Origin of the sequence: Aurantimonas manganoxydans SI85-9A1 (assembly GCF_000153465.1) — a bacterium.
Classification (GTDB): Bacteria; Pseudomonadota; Alphaproteobacteria; order Rhizobiales; family Rhizobiaceae; genus Aurantimonas; species Aurantimonas manganoxydans.
This window is the reverse complement of the sequence record NZ_CH672387.1, coordinates 556,508-575,278: the sequence shown is the minus strand read 5'-3', so window position 1 is coordinate 575,278 and position 18,771 is coordinate 556,508. Positions and strand designations below refer to the sequence as shown.

Here is an 18,771-nt window from a genome sequence, read left to right as displayed (position 1 = left end):
ACGCATCGCCCTCCTCGACCTTTCACACCAGTCAAGGTCGTGTCCCCATAGGTGGTGTAGCTCGGCGATAGCGTCGCCAATCTCGTCCGCGCCTTTCATCGCGCTGTAGGACGAGATTGGCGGCGCGGTGGTCACCAGCGGTTTCCGGTTAGGCTTGGGTTGCGAGACCTAACTGCAACCGGAGATCCCCTGATGACCAATGACATGATGGGCCTGCGCAGCCTTCTGGAGAAGACCCCTGATGCCGATCTGCTGCGCGAGATGATCGGCTTTGCCGCCGAGCGGCTGATGGAACTGGAGGTCGGTGCCGCGACTGGCGCCGGCTATGGCGAGAAGAGTGCCGAGCGCCTCGCCCAGCGCAATGGCTACCGCGACAGGGACTGGCAGACGAGAGCCGGCACAGTCGAGTTGCGCATCCCAAAGCTGCGCAGGGGCAGCTACTTTCCCGGCTTTCTGGAGCCGCGGCGCATGGCCGAGAAGGCCCTGACGGCCGTCATTCAAGAGGCCTATGTCCAGGGCATCTCGACGCGCTCGGTCGACGACCTGGTCAAGGCGATGGGCATGACCGGCATCTCCAAGAGCCAGGTGTCGAGGCTGTGTGAAGAGATCGACGGCAAGGTAAAAGCCTTTCTGGAGCGGCCGATCGAAGGCGACTGGCCCTATCTCTGGATCGACGCCACCTACCTCAAGGTCCGCCGCGGCGGCCGCATCGTCTCGGTTGCCGTGATCATCGCCGTCGGCGTCAACGCCGATGGCCGGCGTGAGGTTCTCGGCATGGAGATCGGCACCTCGGAAGCCGAGCCGATCTGGACCGAGTTCCTGAGAAAGCTGACCCGACGCGGCCTTCGCGGCGTGAAGCTCGTCGTGTCCGACGCTCACGAGGGCATCAAAGCCGCGGTCACCAAGGTGCTAACGGCGACATGGCAGCGCTGCCGCGTGCACTTCATGCGCAACGTCCTGGCCCATGCTGGCAAGAGCGGCCGTCGTGTCGTCTCCGCCTTCATCGCCACCGCCTTTGCCCAAGAGACGCCAGAGGCCGCCAGCCAGCAATGGCGCTCCGTCGCCGACCAGATCCGGCCAAAGGTGCCGAAGCTCGCTGCCATCCTCGACGAGGCCGAGCCCGACGTGCTGGCCTACATGACCTTCCCTAGGGAGCATCGGGCCAAATTGCACAGCACGAATCCGATCGAGCGGCTGAACGGCGAGATCAAGCGGCGCACCGACGTCGTCGGCATCTTTCCCAACGATGAGGCCATCCAGCGCCTCGTCGGCGCGCTGCTGCTCGAGCAAAATGATGAGTGGGCGGTTCAGCGGGCCAGGTACATGACACTGGAATCCGTCGCTCCCCTGAGCGATGATCCGTTCGTTAGCCTGCCAGCCGTGGCACGCTGATCAATCCGGCTTGGCCGGAACCGCACGGCCATCGCCGTCAGCTACACCACATGGTGGGACACTATCACAGCGGTATCGACGCCAGCCTGTTTCATTGTGTCGGAAAATCCATGACGGAGCGCATGGATGGATCGGTTCCAGAGGTTGTCCGTGAAGTGCGGTGAGGCCTTCACGAGTGGAATGAAGTCCTTGTAGAATCGGTCCCCGGGATCATTGATCTTCAGCAATGGCGAGAAGAGCTCGGGGAAGAGCTCTTGGTATCCGAGTCGGCGGATCGCCCCGACATAGTCGAGAAATCCGAGGCGTAGCACCTCGGACGGCACCGGCAGGATACGATCTGACTGTGCATTCTTGATACCGCGGATCGCGTTCTCCCGGATGTGAATGGCCGGGCCGTTTGGCGTGTCGAGCACATCCTCCGTTCCCAATCCGGCAAATTCGAAGCGGCGCGCTCCCAGATAAGCCAGCATCATTGGCAGGAAGTAGACCCCGGAGTGGAAAACCGCGTCGCCGGGAATGCCCCGGTTCATCGCATCTCGGCAGCCGGTGAAGACCGGAAGGTCGAAGATCGGTCGGACCTGTTCAGGCGTCGGCTTTACCTGCTTCAGACGTAGCGCTCCCAGCTTCGGCTTTTTCGGGCGAAGGCCCTTGAACGACCAGTCCGCTACGACGTAACCGCTCGCCTGGAGGTGGGTGAGGAATGTATCGAGGTTGCCCAGATGCTTTCTGATCGTTGCTGCCGACAAGCCGACCGGGATCGGTGGCCGGCCCAGCCGTTCGGCCCGTGCGTTTTCCTCGGCAGCGAAGGTCCGAAGTGCCGCCGGCTTCATCGCGCGCTGACGCGCGCTCTGGCCGTAGCGCGTTGGAATGAGGTTCAGATGCTGGCGGAGTGCTGCTACGTGGTGTTGGCGGATTTCGCCGGAATGCGCGACGCCATGCTCCTCCAGAATGTCGCGGAACATCCGTGCTAACGTCCTCACATCGCTCGCGGTGGCCGGAGTCCAGTTCTGGCGGTTGTTCTTGTAGAGTTCATCGTAGGCGCGCTCGAAGTCGGCAAGAATGAGGATGCGCCCCATCGGCGCGACGTTCGAGGCATCCAGAGCCTCTTCGGAAATGATTTCCGGGGAAGCCATCGGCGTCGGCACTTCGGCCGGTTGCGACGCCTCAGGGGAGCGTTCTTCCGTAGGAACCTCGAGGTCAGGAGCGATGGCCGGAGTGGCCGCGGGCGGCGTCGCAGGCGCGTCTTCAGATCCGGTGGGCGGGACGGAGTCAGCGATCGGTTCGGCAGAGGTTGAGAACACCAGTTCAGCGCGCTCGTTTTCCGGCAGCGTCGTGGCGACCAGCGCATTTTGCCGACGGTCAATCATTGGCCAGCGTTCGGCGACGTTCAGAAGGGCGTCGGCCTTGGCACGGAACAGCTCCATCTTCGCTCGCTCGCGATTGGCAAGGGTCGGGTTGAGCCCGACATCTGCCATCTGCTGTCGCACGTCCCGATCGAAGACGACGTCTCGCGCCGCCTTCTGCTCTGCCCAAAAGGTTTCGGCGATCACCCTGACGTGCGGTTCCGGAATGCCGTGGCGCAACAGCAAAGCCCGCGCGGGACATTCCGCATCGAAGGTGAGTGGCCGCGCCGTACCGTAGAGTTGGATCAGGCGGTAAGCCCAGCCAACCTCGATATCGGCTTCCATCTCCCGCACATCGTCGACGCCGCCGCTGCGTCGGACCGCGAAGGCGATGTCCTCGAGATGCGCGCTCATGCGCTCGATCTCGGCGCGGAAGAGCTGGTCGAGCTGGTCCTTGGTGGTCATCGCGGCGGCAGGTCTCACGGTCAGGTCGGCAAGCAGCGTGTTCAGCCGCCGCGCCATGTAGGCCGCTTTGTGGTGGTCGGACAACCGAAGCGAGAAGGACAGTCGAGCCTGCCGCGGCACCTGCCGGAAACGCGTCGGGACCCTGGCACGCCAATAGAAGGTGTGGCCGCGTCGTTCGAGATTGCTGATGTCATGCCGAGTCGCCACTGCCCGGATCCCTTGAGCTTGGAGCCCGGGATCGGCCGCATGGGCATCACCTCTGGGCTACAGGTTTGGGCCCAAAGCACGCAGATGGCACCGAGAGGATTCTCAGTGGCTGAAAACAATAACGATTACAATGACTTGAGATAGACTGGCTGGGGAACCTGGATTCGAACCAGGACTAACGGAGTCAGAGTCCGTGGGTCTACCGTTAACCTATTCCCCAACGGTCAGCCGAGCGTCGCCGCGGCGTGACGGCCTCCATATACTCATGTGAGGGGCGGCTGTGAACCCTTTGTCGGCGAAAATTTCGCATCCGGCGTCATGCGCGCGTTCGGCGGCCTTCCGGATGCCGGGCTCCCGGGCTTCCCGTGGCAATCCTCACCCCGTTTTTCGCCTGCCCTTGCACCTCACCCCCGGCTTGGTACACTCGCCTTAACCAAGCAACCTGAGGCGTTGCCCGTTCGAGCGCGGCGCCGGAGAGACAGTGTGAGTGACCATGAAATCGGTGGGAGAAACCGTCCATCGTTGATTCCAGCCGGAAGGCCCAGAGCCCCGGCCTATCGTCCGCATGCCGAGACGCCCTCGCCCGACGCCGCGACGGGTCCGGAACGCCGCACGGCGGTGCATTCGTCGGCGCAGGCACCCGGCGGTACCGACCGCCCGGCGCGGAACGCGGTCGATTTAGCTTCTGCATCGGACGATGGAGGCCGGCAGGGGCATGAGCGCGGGACGGCGGACACCCTGAACGACCGCCCTGCCCCTGAATCCGGCAACGCCAATGGGCCGGGCGAGAGGGGATCGCGCGGCCAGTCCGGCTCCGGACGGCACGATCAGCGACAGGAACGAGCTCGCCCCGGCCAACAGGCCGCGTCCGGGCAAGGCGTCTCCGCGTCCGGCGAAACCGCGTCGAGCGAGTCGTCGTCGTCGCACGTCCGCAAGGATGAAGCCGCTCCTCGCGGAGCATCCGCCGATGCGACGCCGACGGGCGCGCGGGCTGATTCTGCGACGCCCGCAACGGTCGACGGCGCGCCGCTGACCAAGCGCAAGCGCCGGCGGCGGCGCAAGACTGGCAAGAACGCCGCGGCGCAACCAGCTGCGAGCGTCGACGCGCCTGCGGACACCGCCGCGAACGAGGCGCCGGCGGATGCGCCGGCTCGGCCGAAGCCGGGGCGGAAACCGCGCCGGCGCCGGTCGCGGCGCTTTGCCGGGTCCAGCGGACCGGCCGCGCCGGCCCATGCGGATGCCGGCTCGCCACCCGCGCCGCTCGGCCAACCCGCCCCCCGCCCCGCGGCGAACGACCATGCGGCGCCTTCGGTGCCTGCCGCGCCGATGCCGCAGCCCGTGCGGCGGGCGCCGGTCTATGCGGCCCTCGATCTCGGCACCAACAATTGCCGGCTGCTGATCGCCATTCCCACCCGGCCCGGGCAGTTCCGGGTGATCGACGCCTTCTCGCGCATCGTGCGCCTCGGCGAAGGTCTCAGCCGCACCGGCAGCCTGTCGCGCGGCGCCATGGACCGGGCGATCGCGGCGCTGGCGATCTGCGCCCAGAAACTGTCGGCGCGCGATGTCGTGCGCTGCCGCCTGATCGCGACGGAAGCCTGCCGCGCCGCGGCGAACGGTGCCGAATTCATCGAGCAGGTGGCGCGCGAGACCGGGCTGGAACTGGAGATCGTCTCGCGCGAGACCGAAGCGCGGCTGGCCGTGTCGGGCTGCGGATCGCTGATCGAGCGCTCGGCCCGCGGCGCGGTGCTGTTCGACATCGGCGGCGGCTCGTCGGAGATCGCGCTGCTCGACCTGCGCGGCCGCGACACCCGTCGGCTGTCGAAGCAGATCGTCGCCTGGACCTCGCTGCCGGTCGGCGTGGTGACCCTGGCCGAGCGCCATGGCGGCCGCGACGTGACGCCCGAGATCTTCGAGGCGATGATCCAGGAAACCGTCGAGATGATCCGCGGCTTCAAGGGCCGCGACAAGCTCGGCGCGATGGTCGGCACGGACCGCTTCCATCTCCTGGGCACCTCCGGCACCGTCACGACGCTGGCCGGCGTGCATCTGAAGCTGGAGCGTTACGACCGGCGCCAGGTCGACGGCCTCTGGCTGACGGATCTGGAAGCCGACGAGTTGGTCGCCCGCATTGCCGGCTGGAGCTTCGAGGAACGCATCGCCAACCCTTGCATCGGCAGCGATCGCGCCGATCTGGTACTGGCGGGCTGCGCGATCCTGCAGGCGATCCGCAGGGTCTGGCCGGCCCCCACCCTGCGCGTAGCCGATCGCGGCCTGCGCGAGGGCCTACTGATGGAAATGATGGTCGCTGATGGCGTCTGGCGCCGCAGGGATCCGACAAGGAATACCGGGACATGAGCGGCGGACGCAGCGACAGTCGAGGCATGACCGTCAAGGTCAAGAAGAAGCGCGGGCTCAAGCTCTCGTCGCGGCGCTGGCTCGAGCGCCAGCTCAACGATCCCTATGTCCGGCGCGCCAAGGCCGACGGCTACCGCTCGCGCGCGGCCTACAAGCTGATCGAGATGGACGACCGCTACAAGCTGCTGAAGCCCGGCCACCGGATCGTCGATCTGGGCGCGGCGCCCGGCGGCTGGTGCCAGGTCGCCGTCGATCGCACCGGCTCGACGGCCGCGGACGTGCGGGTCGTCGGCATCGACTACCTGACGGTCGAACCCGTCGCCGGGGCGACGATCCTGCTCATGGACTTCCTCGACGATGCGGCGCCCGACAAGCTGATGGAAACCCTCGGCGAGGCGCCGGACATCGTCCTGTCGGATCTGGCCGCGCCGACCACCGGCCATCGTCCGACCGATCATATCCGGACCATGCATCTCTGTGACGTTGCCGCCGACTTCGCCATCCGCACCCTGAAGCCGGGTGGGCATTTCCTTGCCAAGACCTTCCAGGGCGGGACCGAGCGCGAATTGTTGACGCTGCTGAAGCGGCATTTCGTCAGCGTCCATCACGTCAAGCCGCCTGCCTCCCGCGAGGGCTCCGTGGAGCTCTACATCCTCGCCAAGAGCTTCAAGGGCAAACGCGCCGAAGTCGAAAACCTGCAAGACGAGGTCGAGGATCCCCGGGTCCATGACCAGGCCGATGAGGAGGCCGGCCCGCTCGGCTGACGCGGGGCCCTGGATACGGCTTTCGCCAGACGCATCGGGAGCCGCGCCGCCCTACTCGGCAGGAACGCGGCGGCCCGAAACCTCGCTGCCGGCCTCGCGGCCCATCGGGATGAAGGCGAAGGCCGCCGACATGGTGACCAGCCCGACCACGAAAAAGGCGGCGGAGAAGTCCATTGGCGCAGCCAGGTCGCGGCCTGACATCACCATGCCGACCTCCAGCACCGCGCCGGCCAGCGCGACGCCCGTGGCGATCGCCACCTGCTGCAGCGCGCCCATCATCGCCGTGGCATCGCCCGTCGATTCGCGCGGCACGTCGGCAAAGGCCAGCGCGTTGATCGAAGTGAAGAACAGCGAGCGGAAGAACCCGCCGACGAGCAGCAGCGGGATCAGCACGGCAAGCGATATGTCGGGCCGGTAAAGGCCGAGGGCCGCCGTCAGCGCACCACCGACGATGGTCGTCACGACCAGCGTGGTGCGGAAGCCGAAGCGCTGCAGGATCGGCTTGGCCAGGAGCTTCATGGCCATGGCGCCGCCGATAGCGACGCAGGTCACCAGTCCCGATTCCAGCGGCGTATAGCCGAAGCCGAGCTGCAGCATCAGCGGCAGGAGGAATGGCACGGCCCCCGAGCCGATGCGGAACAGCGCCCCGCCGGTGACGGCCGCGCGCAGCGTGGTGATCCGCAGCAGCGACAGCCGCAGCACCGGCTGGTCGATGCGGCGCGCATGGCGCACGAACAGGCCCGCCGCGACCGCGCCGGCGAGCGCCATGGCGACACCGAAGGCCGGCGGCAGCGCCGGCAGCGACACCACCGACAGGCCGAAAACGATGCCGGCGCAGGCAAAGCCCGACAGGAGAAAACCCGGCCAATCGAAATGCACGCCCGCGACCCGGTCGACCCTGGGCAGGAATCGCCCGGCCAGCCAGATCCCGACGACGCCGATCGGCAGGTTGATCAGGAAGATCCAGCGCCAGTCGGCATAGGTGGCGATGGCGCCGCCCACCGGCGGGCCGATCAGCGGCCCCATCAACGCGGGGATGGTGAACCAGGCCATGGCGCCGACGAGGTCGGATTTCGGCACAGCCCGCACCAGCAGCAGCCGCCCGACCGGCGTCATCATCGCGCCGCCCATGCCCTGCAGGAAGCGGGCAACCACGAAGGCGCCCAGCGAATCCGCCATGGCGCAGGCCAACGAGCCGACGACGAACACCGCAATGGCCAGCCGGAAGACGAGCTTTGGCCCCCAGTGATCGGCGATCCGCCCGGAGATGGGGATGAAGACCGCCAGCGACACGTAATAGCTCGTTAGGGCGAGCTTGAGCGCGATCGGGCTCGTGCCGATGTCTGCGGCGATGGCCGGAAGCGAGGTCGCGATGACCGTCGAGTCCATGTTCTCCATGAACAGCGCGACGGCGAGCACGACCGGAACGATGCGGTTCAACTGCGGTCCTCGGATAGGCGGTAAGGCGAGCTTAGGTAAGCTGATGTGGGACATAGGCCGAAACCCGGGAAAAGGGGAGGCCTGCGCGGCTTTCCCTGTAAACAGTCCGTGCAGTTGCTTGCCCAAGGGGCTGCCCGTGCCACTTGCCGTATCGCAACGATATTCGCCCCGATCATCGACAGGCCGACACGAGGTTTCCATGAGCAAGAAGACCACCGGACGATCCATTTTCAGCCGTCGCACGGCGCTCAGTCTGGCTGCCGCCGGTGGTGCGGCCATGACCGGTCTCCTGCACACCCGTTCCGCACATGCTCAGGACCAGTCAACGGCCGCCGAGGCTGCGAGTGAACGGGCGCGGATGCCGTCGCCGGGCTGGCACCGGATCGAACTCGGCGATGCCCGCATCACCACGATCCTCGACGGGCTGCGGCCGGGCGAAGGCCCCTACCCGACCTTCGGCGCCGACCAGAGCCAGGAGGCGATGGCCGAGCTGATGCGGGCGAACTACCTGCCCGAGACCCAGTTCGTGAACGGCTTTACCCCGGTGCTCGTCGAACTCGACGACAATCTCGTCCTGTTCGACACCGGCTTCGGCGAATCCGGCAAGGAGAACGGTTTCGGCAAGCTGGTCGAGCGGATGGCCGAAGCCGGCTACGGCCCCGACGACGTCACCATCGTGGTCCTCACGCATTTCCACGGCGACCATATCCAGGGCCTGATGACCGGCGGCGAGCCGACCTTCCGCAATGCCCGCTATGTCGCCGGCCAGACCGAGTTCGACTGGTGGACGTCGGACGAGGCCAGGAACGGCGACCGCGCCGGCGGCGCCAAGCTGGTCGAACAGATGGTCGTGCCGCTGAAGGACAAGATGACCTTCGTCGCCGAAGGGGACGAGGTGGTGTCCGGCATCACCGCCATGGAGGCCTTCGGTCACACCCCCGGCCACCTGATCTTCGAGGTCGCCTCCGGTGGCCGCCGCCTGTGGCTGACCGCCGACACCGCCAACCATTTCGTCGCTTCGCTGCAGAAGCCGGACTGGGAGGTCAAGTTCGACCAGGACAAGGACGCGGCGGCCGCAACCCGCAAGCGTGTCTTCGACCGGATCGCCGAGGAACGCATTCCGTTCATTGGCTACCACATACCCTTCCCGGCCATCGGCTATGCCGAAAAGCTGGACGGCGGCGGCTACCGGTTCATTCCGGAAACCTACCAGCTGGATGTTGACGCGGACGCCTGATCGGCAATCCTGCGTTTTCAGACCGTGGCGGAGCCATCGGCTCCGCCACGCCCTTAATGCTCAGAATCAGCGCGAACAGCCGATCTCGGCCATGATCGCCACGACATCGGCACGCGACCGGCAGACATTTTCACAAGGGATGCCGTCATTGTCCCCGTCGGCCCGCGGATGCCGGCCCGCGCACCATGCGATGACGGCCTCGCGGCAGCTCCGATAACTCTTGCAAGTGGCGGCATGTGCTTCGGCGCCGAGCGCCAGGGTCATAAGGGCCGCCAGCCCCAATGCGCGGAATTGTCCGATGGTCATGTCTGGAAGATACCGTTCCTAAGCTGTCCTTACGACCATCTCCCAAAGCCGGCACACCGCGTCAAGCGGTCGGGGGCGCCGAATGTCGGGCCCGCTTTCCAATGTCATGATGGCGTGCTAGCAGCCCTTGCCAATCCTTCTCCCGCCGACTCGCGCTCCTGCCGGCGGACGCATCGTTCAAGAGGACTGGCATGGCCCGCATCATCGACACCGCAACCGGCGGCACAGCACTGACTTTCGACGACGTCCTGCTGCAGCCGGGGCATTCGGAAGTCATGCCGGGCCAGGTCGACGTGCGCACGGCGATCACCCGCACGCTGAAGCTCAACATCCCGATCCTGTCGGCGGCGATGGACACGGTCACCGAGGCGCGGCTGGCCATTGCGATGGCGCAGGCCGGCGGCATCGGCGTCATCCACCGCAATCTCACGCCGGTCGAGCAGGCCGAGGAGGTCCGCCAGGTCAAGAAATTCGAAAGCGGCATGGTGGTCAATCCGGTGACCATTGGCCCGAACGCGACGCTGGGCGACGCCCGCGCGCTGATGACGCAGCACAACATCTCCGGCATTCCGGTTGTCGAGAATGGCGGTTCGGGCGGCCAGAACCGCGGCAGGCTGGTCGGCATCCTGACCAATCGCGACGTGCGCTTCGCCTCCGACGATCGCCAGCCGATCCACGAGCTGATGACCAAGGAAAAGCTGATCACGGTCCGCGACAATGTCGATCAGGACGAGGCCAAGCGGCTCCTGCACCATCACCGCATCGAGAAGCTGCTGGTCGTCGACGACCAGCACCATTGCATCGGGCTGATCACCGTCAAGGACATCGAGAAGTCGCAGCTCAATCCGAGTGCCTCGAAGGACGCCCATGGCCGGTTGCTCGCGGCGGCCGCCACCAGCGTCGGCGACGACGGCTTCGAGCGCGCCGAGCGGCTGATCGACGCCGGCATCGACCTGCTCGTCATCGACACCGCGCATGGCCATTCCCAGAAGGTGCTGGACGCCGTCGCGCGGGTGAAGCGCATGTCCAACGAGGTCCAGATCCTCGCCGGCAACGTGGCGACCCCGGACGGCACCAAGGCGCTGATCGACGCGGGCGCCGACGGCGTCAAGGTCGGCATCGGCCCCGGCTCGATCTGCACCACCCGCATCGTCGCCGGCGTCGGCATGCCGCAGCTCTCGGCCATCATGGGCGCCGCCGAGGAGGCCAACAAGGCGGGCATCCCGGTCATCGCCGATGGCGGCATCAAGTTCTCTGGCGATCTGGCCAAGGCGCTGGCCGCCGGTGCGTCGGCCGCGATGATCGGCTCGCTGCTGGCCGGCACCGACGAGAGCCCCGGCGAGATCTACCTGCACCAGGGCCGCTCCTACAAAGCCTATCGCGGCATGGGCTCGGTGGGTGCGATGGCGCGCGGTTCGGCCGATCGCTACTTCCAGGCGGAAGTGCGCGACACGCTGAAGCTGGTGCCCGAGGGCATCGAGGGACAGGTTGCCTACAAGGGACAGGTCGCGGCGGTGCTGCATCAGCTGACTGGCGGCCTGCGGGCGGCTATGGGCTATGTCGGGGCTTCGACGCTGGAGGATTTCCGGCGCGATGCGCGCTTCGTGCGCATCTCCAATGCGGGCCTGCGCGAGAGCCACGCCCATGACGTGACCATCACCCGCGAGAGCCCGAACTATCCGGGCCAGCTGGTCTGAGAAGAGAAGTCGGCGCTTCCTGCTTATGGCGGGAAGCGCTACAGCGGTCCGGGGGTCAGACCCGTGCGACCCGCTCGGTCTGCCGCACCGGCGGCACCAGGTTCGAATTGGCGATCGGCTTCGGCCAGGTCCGCGCATGGGACAGATGGCCGTCGGCATAGGCAACCAGGACGTCGCCCCGCCGCGGGATCGAGCGCATGAAGAAGCTCTCGCGCACCGGCACGATCCGCGGGCCGTCAGCATCGCGCACAGTGATCTCTCGCCTGGCGATATCGACCTGCAGGATTTCGGTCACATCGACGAGATTGTCGAGGTGCCGCGTCCGCCCGGTTCCGTTTCTCAGCTTCTGAACAAGCATCATCAACTCTCCATCCCGGATATAGCCAAGGACGGAACGAGAGAATATTCCTGTCAGTTCCCTTGCTGGTCACGCGGAAATCACTGTCCGGCTAAGGACGCCCGCAGTCGGAGCATCTCGCTCCGCTCGCCGTCCGCTCAGGCTGCGACGGCTTCGGTCCCCGCAGCGCGGATCGCCGCGATATTGGCACGGTAATGCTCGGGCGTGCCGCCCTTGAACACAGCCGATCCGGCGACCAGCACGTTGGCGCCCGCCTCGACCACCAGCGGCGCGGTCTCCGGCGTCACGCCGCCGTCGATCTCGATATGGATGTCGCGGTCGCCGATCATCGCCTTCACCCGCCGCACCTTTTCCACGACTGAAGGAATGAAGGCCTGGCCGCCGAAGCCCGGATTGACGGTCATCAGCAACACCAGGTCGAGCCGGTCGAGCACATAGGCGATGACGTCCTCAGGGGTCGACGGGTTGAGCGAGACGCCGGCCTTCTTGCCGAGATTGCGGATCGCCTGGAGCGACCGGTCGAGATGCTTCGTCGCCTCGGCATGGACGGTGATGTAGTCGCAGCCGGCCTCGGCGAAGGCTTCCAGATACGAATCGCAGGGCTCGATCATCAGATGGCAATCGAAGATCTTCTGCGAGGCGCCGCGCACCGCCTTGATGACCGGCGGGCCGAAGGTGATGTTCGGCACGAAATGCCCGTCCATGACGTCGAGATGGATCCAGTCCGCCCCGGCCTGATCGACGGCCGCCACCTCCTCGCCAAGGCGCGCGAAATCGGCCGAGAGGATCGAGGGTGCGATGATGACGGGCTTGGCCATTTCAGTCTCCTACCTGTTCTGTCAGCCCGGCGCTGAGGCCGGGTCCGCGTCCGCACCGGCAAAGACGCGGCTGGCGGCGATGTCGGCTGCTTCGATGCGCGAAAGCGCCTCGGCGTTCAAGGGCCCGCCATCCAGTTCGAACAATCGGTTGGCCTGGCGCAGCCGCGCCCGGTCGAGGGCGTTGCGGATCGAGCGGGCATTGGCGAAATGCGGCTGCGCCCGGCGCCGCGCGATGTAGCGGGTGAGAACGGCCTTCGCGTCCCCGGTCAGATGGTAGTTCTGGCGCTCCAGCATGCCGACCGAGATCTCCAGCAATTCGTCGTCGGAATAGTCCGGAAAGTCGATGTGGTGGGCGATGCGCGACCGGAAGCCGGGATTGCTTGCGAAGAAGGTGTCCATCCGGTCGGCATAGCCGGCGAGGATCACCACGAGGTCGTCGCGCTGGTTCTCCATCACCTGCAGCAGGATCTCGATTGCCTCCTGGCCGTAATCGCGCTCGTTCTCCGGACGGTAGAGGTAATAGGCCTCGTCGATGAACAGGACGCCGCCCATCGCCTTCTTCAGGATGTCGCGGGTCTTCGGCGCCGTGTGGCCGATATACTGGCCGACCAGATCGTCGCGGGTCACCGACACCAGATGGCCCTTGCGGATGTAACCCAGCCGATGGAGGAGGTTCGCCATCTTCATCGCCACCGTGGTCTTGCCGGTGCCGGGATTGCCGGTGAAGCTCATGTGCAGCGTCGGCGTGTCGTGAGCCAGCCCCAGACGCTTGCGGGCCCGCTCGACGAGCAGCAGCGCGGCCGTCTCGCGAATGCGCTTCTTGACCGGCGCCAGACCGATCAGTTCGCGGTCGAGTTCGTCCAGAACATCCGCCACCCCGGCATCGCGATATTCCTGCCGAAGATCGATGGCCGCGGGCGTGTCCTCGCCCGGCGCGTCCTGGGTTTCGGGTTCTGCATCCATCGTCCTGCTCCTCAATCCATCATGCAGCGGCCACAGGCTGGAAGGGCGGGCGAAGCCGCCCTCCCCGTGTGCTGCTCTGCCCGTATCCCCTCTCTCCCCGCCGGGAGAGGGAGCGGCTCAACCGACGGCTACTCGGCGTAGCGTTCGCCCTCCGGCTTGTCGGTGGCGTAGGATTCCGTCGTGTAGCGAATAGTGCGGCCTTCCATTTCCGAGCGGCGCAGCCGGAAGCCCGGCTCGTTCGCCGGCCGGTTGACGATGAAGGACAGCTTCACCGACTCCCAGCCGGCCGTGGAATCGAAGGCCGACATGCGGATGTAGCGTTCGCCATGGACCTTGCGGCACTCGGACAACTCCATCATCACGCCGGCCGCATCGGCGATGTCGAACATCGGGTGGCCCCACATGTCCCAGTAGGTATTGCGCGGATGCGGGTCGTCGGTGTGCTCCAGATTCACCGCCCAGCCATTGTCGAGGCAGTACTGGATCTGTGCGGTGATCTGCGTGTCGGTGAGGTCGGGCAGAAACGAGAATGCCCCTTGGGTGATGCGCATGGTCGATATCCTCTTCAGGTTGCGGCGCCAGCCTTTGCAAGCAGCGCCGGCCGGGTTCGATCGATGGGGAGGACGGGGCGTTGGGAGGCTCGCCCCGTCCTGACGCGGGATGGATCAGGCCGAGGCCGTCGCCGTCACCGCGTAGTCGGGGGAATCGGTCGAGGTGTAGTTGAAGGTCACGTCCTTCCACGTCTCGAGCGCCTGCTGCAGCGGCGTGCAGCTCCTTGCCGCCTCCTGCAGGATCTCCGGTCCCTCATTGACGATGTCCCGGCCCTCGTTGCGGGCAAGAACCATGCATTCCAGCGCCACCCGGTTGGCGGTCGCGCCGGCGGCGATGCCCATGGGATGGCCGATCGTGCCGCCGCCGAACTGCAGCACGGTGTCCTCGCCGAGAAGATCAAGGAGTTGGTGCATCTGGCCGGCATGGATGCCGCCCGAGGCCACCGGCATCATCTTGTTCAGCGAAGCCCAGGGCTGGTCGAAGAAGATGCCGTTCTCGAGCTTCCGGTGGGTGAACTCGTCGCGGCAGATGTCGTAATAGCCCTTGGTCGTCGCCGGATCGCCCTCCAGCTTGCCGACGACCGTGCCGGCATGGATGTGGTCGACACCGGCCAGCCGCGCCCATTTGGCGATCACCCGGAACGACACGCCGTGGGTCTTCTGGCGGGTATAGGTCGAGTGGCCCGCCCGGTGCAGATGCAGGATCATGTTGTTGCGCCGCGCCCATTTGGCCATGGACTGCATGGCGGTCCAGCCGATGACGAGGTCGATCATGATGATGTTGGAGCCCAGGTCCCTGGCGAACTCGGCGCGCTCGTACATGTCCTCCATGGTGGCGGCGGTGACGTTGAGATAGGTTCCCTTGATCTCGCCGGTGGCGGCCTGGGCCTTGTTCACCGCCTCCATGCAGTAGAGAAACCGCTCGCGCCAATCCATGAAGGGCTGCGAGTTGATGTTCTCGTCGTCCTTGGTGAAGTCGAGCCCGCCCTTCAGCGCCTCGTAGACGACGCGGCCGTAATTGCGGCCCGACAGGCCGAGCTTGGGCTTCACCGTCGCGCCGAGCAGCGGCCGGCCGAACTTGTCGAGGCGTTCGCGCTCGACGACGATGCCGGTCGCCGGCCCCTGGAAGGTCTTCACATAGGCGGTCGGCAGGCGCATGTCCTCCAGCCGCAGGCCCTTCAGCGGCTTGAAGCCGAAGACATTGCCGATGATCGACGCCGTCAGATTGGCGATCGAGCCGTTCTCGAACAGGTCGAGGTCGTAGGCGATATAGGCGAAATACTGGTCGTCGGTGTTCGGCACCTGATCGACCCGGTAGGCCTTGGCCCGGTACTTCTCGGCCGCCGTCAGCCGGTCGGTCCACACGACGGTCCATGTCGCGGTGGAGGATTCGCCGGCCACCGCCGCCGCCGCCTCGATCGGATCGACGCCGTCCTGGGGCGTGATCCGGAAACAGGCGATGACGTCCGTCTCCTTGGGTTCGTAGTCGGGCTCCCAATAGCCCATCTTGCGGTATTCCATGACACCTGACTTGTAGCGGTCCTTGCCCTTGATGGTCTGCGAGCCCTGATCCATGACGGTCCTCCTTCGTTGATCCCGGTTGCGTCCGCAGCGCCGTTTCCGGCGAATTTCGGACAAGCGTCTCCCTTCGGCGCGAAAGGGGTTCGCGCCGTCCATTCAGGCAATTCTGTCAGTTTCGGTGCCGCGGGGGCCGGCCGGTCAGGCGACCGGCCGGGCTGGAGCTGGCCTCAGGCGGCGACGGCGTGCGCTTCGATGCGCGGGTCGAGTTCGCCGCCGGCATAGCGGGCGGCCATCGCGTCGAGCGACAATACGCGGATCTTCGAGGCCTGGCCGGCACAGCCGAAGCGCTCGTAACGGTCGAGGCAGAGGGTCTTGAGCGCGTCCATGGCGGGGATCATGAACTTGCGCGGATCGAACTCCTCCGGCTTCTCCATGGCCACCTTGCGGAACTGCCCGGTCATCGCCATCCGGCAGTCGGTGTCGATGTTGACCTTGCGCACGCCGTGCTTGATGCCGCGCACGATCTCGTCCACCGGCACGCCGTAGGTCTCGCGCATGCGGCCGCCATACTGGTTGATGATGGCCTGCAGCTCTTCCGGTACCGAGGAGGAGCCGTGCATGACGAGATGCGTGTTCGGCAGCTTGGCGTGAATCTCCTCGATGATGTTCATCGCGAGGATGTCGCCGTCCGGCTTGCGGGTGAACTTGTAGGCACCATGCGAGGTGCCCATGGCGATCGCCAGGGCGTCCACATGGGTCTGCCGCACGAAGTCCACCGCCTGGTCCGGATCGGTGAGCAGCTGGTCTTCCGACAGCTTGCCCTCGAAGCCGTGGCCGTCTTCCTTCTCGCCCTCGCCGCTTTCCAGCGAACCGAGGACGCCGAGCTCGCCCTCGACCGAGGCGCCGACCCAGTGCGCCATGCGCGTCACCCGCTCGGTGATCGCCACGTTGTACTCGTAGGAGGCCGGCGTCTTCATGTCGGCCTCGAGCGAGCCGTCCATCATTACCGAGGTGAAGCCGTGGCGGATCGCCGTCAGGCAGGTCTGCTCGTCATTGCCATGGTCCTGATGGATGCAGACCGGGATCTCCGGGAACATCTCCACCAGGGCCTCCATCATCTTTTCCAGCATGATGTCCTTGGCGTAGGACCGGGCGCCGCGCGACGCCTGCATGATGACGGGGGCGTCGCTTTTCGCGGCCGCCTCCATGATCGCCAGACCCTGCTCCATGTTGTTGATGTTGAAGGCAGGCACGCCGTAGCCGTTCTCGGCGGCATGATCGAGAAGCTGGCGAAGTGTGATCTTTGCCATGTCTAGATGTCCCTCCTGAACCGGTCCGGTGCCATCACGCGATCTCCAGCGCCGCATCGACCACGGCCTGCGGCGTGATGCCGAACTTCTCGTAGAGCTGCGGCGCGGGTGCCGAGGCGCCGAAGCCGGTCATGCCGATGAAGCGGCCATTCTCGCCGATCCAGCGATCCCAGCCGAGCCGGGCCGCTGCCTCGATGGCGATGCGCGGCGCCGTGCCGAGGACCGACTTGCGGTAGGCCTCGTCCTGCTCCTCGAAGAGATCGAGGCAGGGCATCGACAGCACCGCCGCCTGCTTCCCGGATTCGGCCAGCGACTTGGCCGCGGCGAGCGCGATCTCGACTTCCGAGCCGGTGGCCATGATGGTTACGTCGCGCGGGCCGTCGGCCTCCTTCAGGACGTAGCCGCCGCGGGCCGAGCGGTTTTCGCCGACATCGCCGGCACGCACCGTCGGCAGGCCCTGGCGGGTCAGCGCGAGCACCGACGGACGATGGCGCTCGGTCAGCGCGATTTCCCAGCACTCGGCGGTCTCGATCGCGTCGGCCGGACGGAACACCAGAAGGTTCGGCGTCGCCCGCAGCATCGCCAGATGCTCGATCGGCTGATGGGTCGGGCCGTCCTCGCCAAGGCCGATGGAATCGTGGGTCAGCACGTAGACGACACGCAGCCCCATCAGTGCCGACAGGCGGATCGCCCCGCGGGCATAGTCGGCGAAGACCAGGAACGTGCCGCCATAGGGCACGAAGCCGCCATGCAGGGCCAGGCCGTTCATCGCCGCGGCCATGCCATGCTCGCGCACGCCGTAATGGATGTAGCGACCGGAGAAGTCGTCCGGGGTGATCGACTGCATGCCCTTGGTCAGGGTGTTGTTGGAGCCGGTCAGATCGGCCGAACCGCCAATGGTCATGTCGGTGACCCGGTTGATAACCTCCAGCGCCATCTCGGACGCCTTGCGGGTGGCGACCTTCGGCGCGTCGGCCGACAGGGCCTGCCGGAAGGAGGCGAGCTCGCCGGCGAGACCCGACGGCAACGTCGTGGCGACGGCGGACTGGAAGCGCTCGCGTTCGGCGCTCGACGCCAGCCGCTTCTCCCAGGTCTCGCGGGCCTCGCGGCCGCGGATGCCGACCTCGCGCCAGCCCTTGACGACTGCTTCGGGCAGTTCGAACGGTTCGGACTTCCAGACCAGCTGCTCGCGGGCCAGCGCGATCTCCTCGTCGCCCAGCGCTTCGCCATGGGCCTTGGCGGTGCCGCCGCGATTGGGCGCGCCGTAGCCGATGATCGTCTTGCAGGCGATGAAGGCCGGCTTGTCGCTCTTGCGGGCCTCGGCAATCGCTGCTTCGACGGCGTCCGCGTCGTGGCCGTCAACGGCCCAGGTGTTCCAGCCGGCCGCCTTGAAGCGGGCGACCTGGTCGGTGGCGGTGGCGATGTCGACCTTGCCGTCGATGGAGATGCCGTTGTCGTCCCACAGGACCACGAGCTTGGACAGCTTCAGCGTGCCGGCCAGATCGATGGCCTCGTGGCTGATGCCCTCCATCAGGCAGCCATCGCCGACGATGGTGTAGGTGTAGTGGTCGACGAGATCACCGCCGAAGCGGGCGTGCATCATGCGCTCGGCGAGCGCCATGCCGACGGCGGTGGACAGGCCCTGGCCGAGCGGCCCGGTGGTCGTCTCGATGCCCAGCGCGTGGCCGTATTCGGGATGGCCGGCGGTGCGGCTGCCGAGCTGGCGGAAATTCTTCAGCTGCTCGATGTCCATGTCGGCATAGCCGACCAGATGGTGCAGCGCGTAGAGCAGCATCGAGCCGTGGCCGGCCGACAGGACGAAGCGGTCGCGGTCGGGCCAGTCGGGGCGCGACGGGTCGATGTTGATGAACTTCTGGAACAGGACGGTGGCGACGTCGGCCATGCCCATCGGCATGCCGGGATGACCGGACTTCGCCCGCTGCACGGCGTCCATGGCGAGGGCGCGGATGGCATTGGCCATGTCGCGGGGATTGCGGTCGGTGGTTTCGGGCGATGGTTTCGCGGTCGAAGACATGATTGGCAT

General features: G+C 66.4%; 15 protein-coding genes and 1 tRNA gene. 5 read left to right on the top strand and 11 right to left on the bottom strand.

Translation table 11 applies throughout. The features are described from left to right. The first annotated feature begins 192 nt into the window (after positions 1-192). Positions 193-1,392 carry an IS256 family transposase gene (locus SI859A1_RS02840; protein ID WP_009207891.1) on the top strand — a complete coding sequence of 400 codons (1,200 nt, stop codon included), beginning with the start codon at positions 193-195 and terminating at the stop codon, positions 1,390-1,392. 41 nt (positions 1,393-1,433) lie between these two features. Here SI859A1_RS02840 and SI859A1_RS21805 read toward each other — a convergent pair whose 3' ends face one another. Together SI859A1_RS21805 and SI859A1_RS02830 are read right to left on the bottom strand one after the other, a co-directional pair. Then, positions 1,434-3,407 carry a DUF6538 domain-containing protein gene (locus tag SI859A1_RS21805; RefSeq protein WP_009208358.1) on the bottom strand — a complete coding sequence of 658 codons (1,974 nt, stop codon included), beginning with the start codon at positions 3,405-3,407 and terminating at the stop codon, positions 1,434-1,436. Positions 3,408-3,553: 146 nt separating this feature from the next. Further along, positions 3,554-3,627, bottom strand: a tRNA-Gln gene (locus SI859A1_RS02830). A gap of 809 nt (positions 3,628-4,436) precedes the next feature. On the opposite strand from SI859A1_RS02830, the gene SI859A1_RS20675 reads away from it, so the two are divergent. Both SI859A1_RS20675 and SI859A1_RS02820 read left to right on the top strand, forming a co-directional pair. Continuing rightward, entirely contained in the window at positions 4,437-5,762 is a 1,326-nt protein-coding gene (locus tag SI859A1_RS20675) for a Ppx/GppA phosphatase family protein (protein ID WP_420804759.1), read from the top strand. Then, positions 5,759-6,526: an RlmE family RNA methyltransferase gene (locus tag SI859A1_RS02820; RefSeq protein ID WP_009208356.1), complete on the top strand. Its 768-nt coding sequence runs from the start codon at positions 5,759-5,761 to the stop codon at positions 6,524-6,526. The genes SI859A1_RS20675 and SI859A1_RS02820 overlap by 4 nt, the downstream gene beginning before the upstream one ends. A 51-nt stretch (positions 6,527-6,577) precedes the next feature. Here the strand turns inward: SI859A1_RS02820 and SI859A1_RS02815 are convergent, their stop codons facing one another. Next, positions 6,578-7,966, bottom strand: a complete 1,389-nt coding sequence (locus tag SI859A1_RS02815; protein WP_040325108.1) for an MFS transporter — start codon at positions 7,964-7,966, stop codon at positions 6,578-6,580. 199 nt (positions 7,967-8,165) lie between these two features. On the opposite strand from SI859A1_RS02815, the gene SI859A1_RS02810 reads away from it, so the two are divergent. Next, positions 8,166-9,203 carry an MBL fold metallo-hydrolase gene (locus SI859A1_RS02810; RefSeq protein WP_009208354.1) on the top strand — a complete coding sequence of 346 codons (1,038 nt, stop codon included), beginning with the start codon at positions 8,166-8,168 and terminating at the stop codon, positions 9,201-9,203. A gap of 66 nt (positions 9,204-9,269) precedes the next feature. Here SI859A1_RS02810 and SI859A1_RS02805 read toward each other — a convergent pair whose 3' ends face one another. Further along, complete coding sequence (locus SI859A1_RS02805) at positions 9,270-9,467, bottom strand: excalibur calcium-binding domain-containing protein (protein ID WP_085931408.1); 198 nt, start codon at positions 9,465-9,467, stop codon at positions 9,270-9,272. 233 nt (positions 9,468-9,700) lie between these two features. Here SI859A1_RS02805 and guaB point away from each other — a divergent pair, with 233 nt between their 5' ends. Next, positions 9,701-11,206 carry an IMP dehydrogenase gene (gene guaB / locus SI859A1_RS02800; protein WP_009208353.1) on the top strand — a complete coding sequence of 502 codons (1,506 nt, stop codon included), beginning with the start codon at positions 9,701-9,703 and terminating at the stop codon, positions 11,204-11,206. Between the two features lie 55 nt (positions 11,207-11,261). On the opposite strand, the gene SI859A1_RS02795 is transcribed toward guaB, so the two are convergent. From SI859A1_RS02795 to tkt, 7 genes are all read right to left on the bottom strand, one after another. Beyond that, positions 11,262-11,567 carry a hypothetical protein gene (locus tag SI859A1_RS02795; RefSeq protein ID WP_040325106.1) on the bottom strand — a complete coding sequence of 102 codons (306 nt, stop codon included), beginning with the start codon at positions 11,565-11,567 and terminating at the stop codon, positions 11,262-11,264. Positions 11,568-11,701: 134 nt separating this feature from the next. Further along, on the bottom strand, positions 11,702-12,382 hold the full coding sequence (rpe, locus tag SI859A1_RS02790; RefSeq protein WP_009208352.1) for a ribulose-phosphate 3-epimerase: 681 nt from the start codon (positions 12,380-12,382) through the stop codon (positions 11,702-11,704). A gap of 21 nt (positions 12,383-12,403) precedes the next feature. Continuing rightward, entirely contained in the window at positions 12,404-13,345 is a 942-nt protein-coding gene (cbbX, locus tag SI859A1_RS02785) for a CbbX protein (protein WP_040325105.1), read from the bottom strand. 128 nt (positions 13,346-13,473) lie between these two features. Then, a complete protein-coding gene (locus SI859A1_RS02780) occupies positions 13,474-13,896 on the bottom strand; it encodes a ribulose bisphosphate carboxylase small subunit (RefSeq protein WP_009208350.1) in 423 nt (140 codons plus the stop codon). 114 nt (positions 13,897-14,010) lie between these two features. After that, complete coding sequence (locus SI859A1_RS02775; protein WP_009208349.1) at positions 14,011-15,471, bottom strand: form I ribulose bisphosphate carboxylase large subunit; 1,461 nt, start codon at positions 15,469-15,471, stop codon at positions 14,011-14,013. A gap of 173 nt (positions 15,472-15,644) precedes the next feature. Further along, on the bottom strand, positions 15,645-16,727 hold the full coding sequence (fba, locus tag SI859A1_RS02770; RefSeq protein ID WP_009208348.1) for a class II fructose-bisphosphate aldolase: 1,083 nt from the start codon (positions 16,725-16,727) through the stop codon (positions 15,645-15,647). 34 nt (positions 16,728-16,761) lie between these two features. Then, on the bottom strand, positions 16,762-18,762 hold the full coding sequence (tkt, locus tag SI859A1_RS02765; protein ID WP_040326204.1) for a transketolase: 2,001 nt from the start codon (positions 18,760-18,762) through the stop codon (positions 16,762-16,764). Positions 18,763-18,771 lie beyond the last annotated feature (9 nt).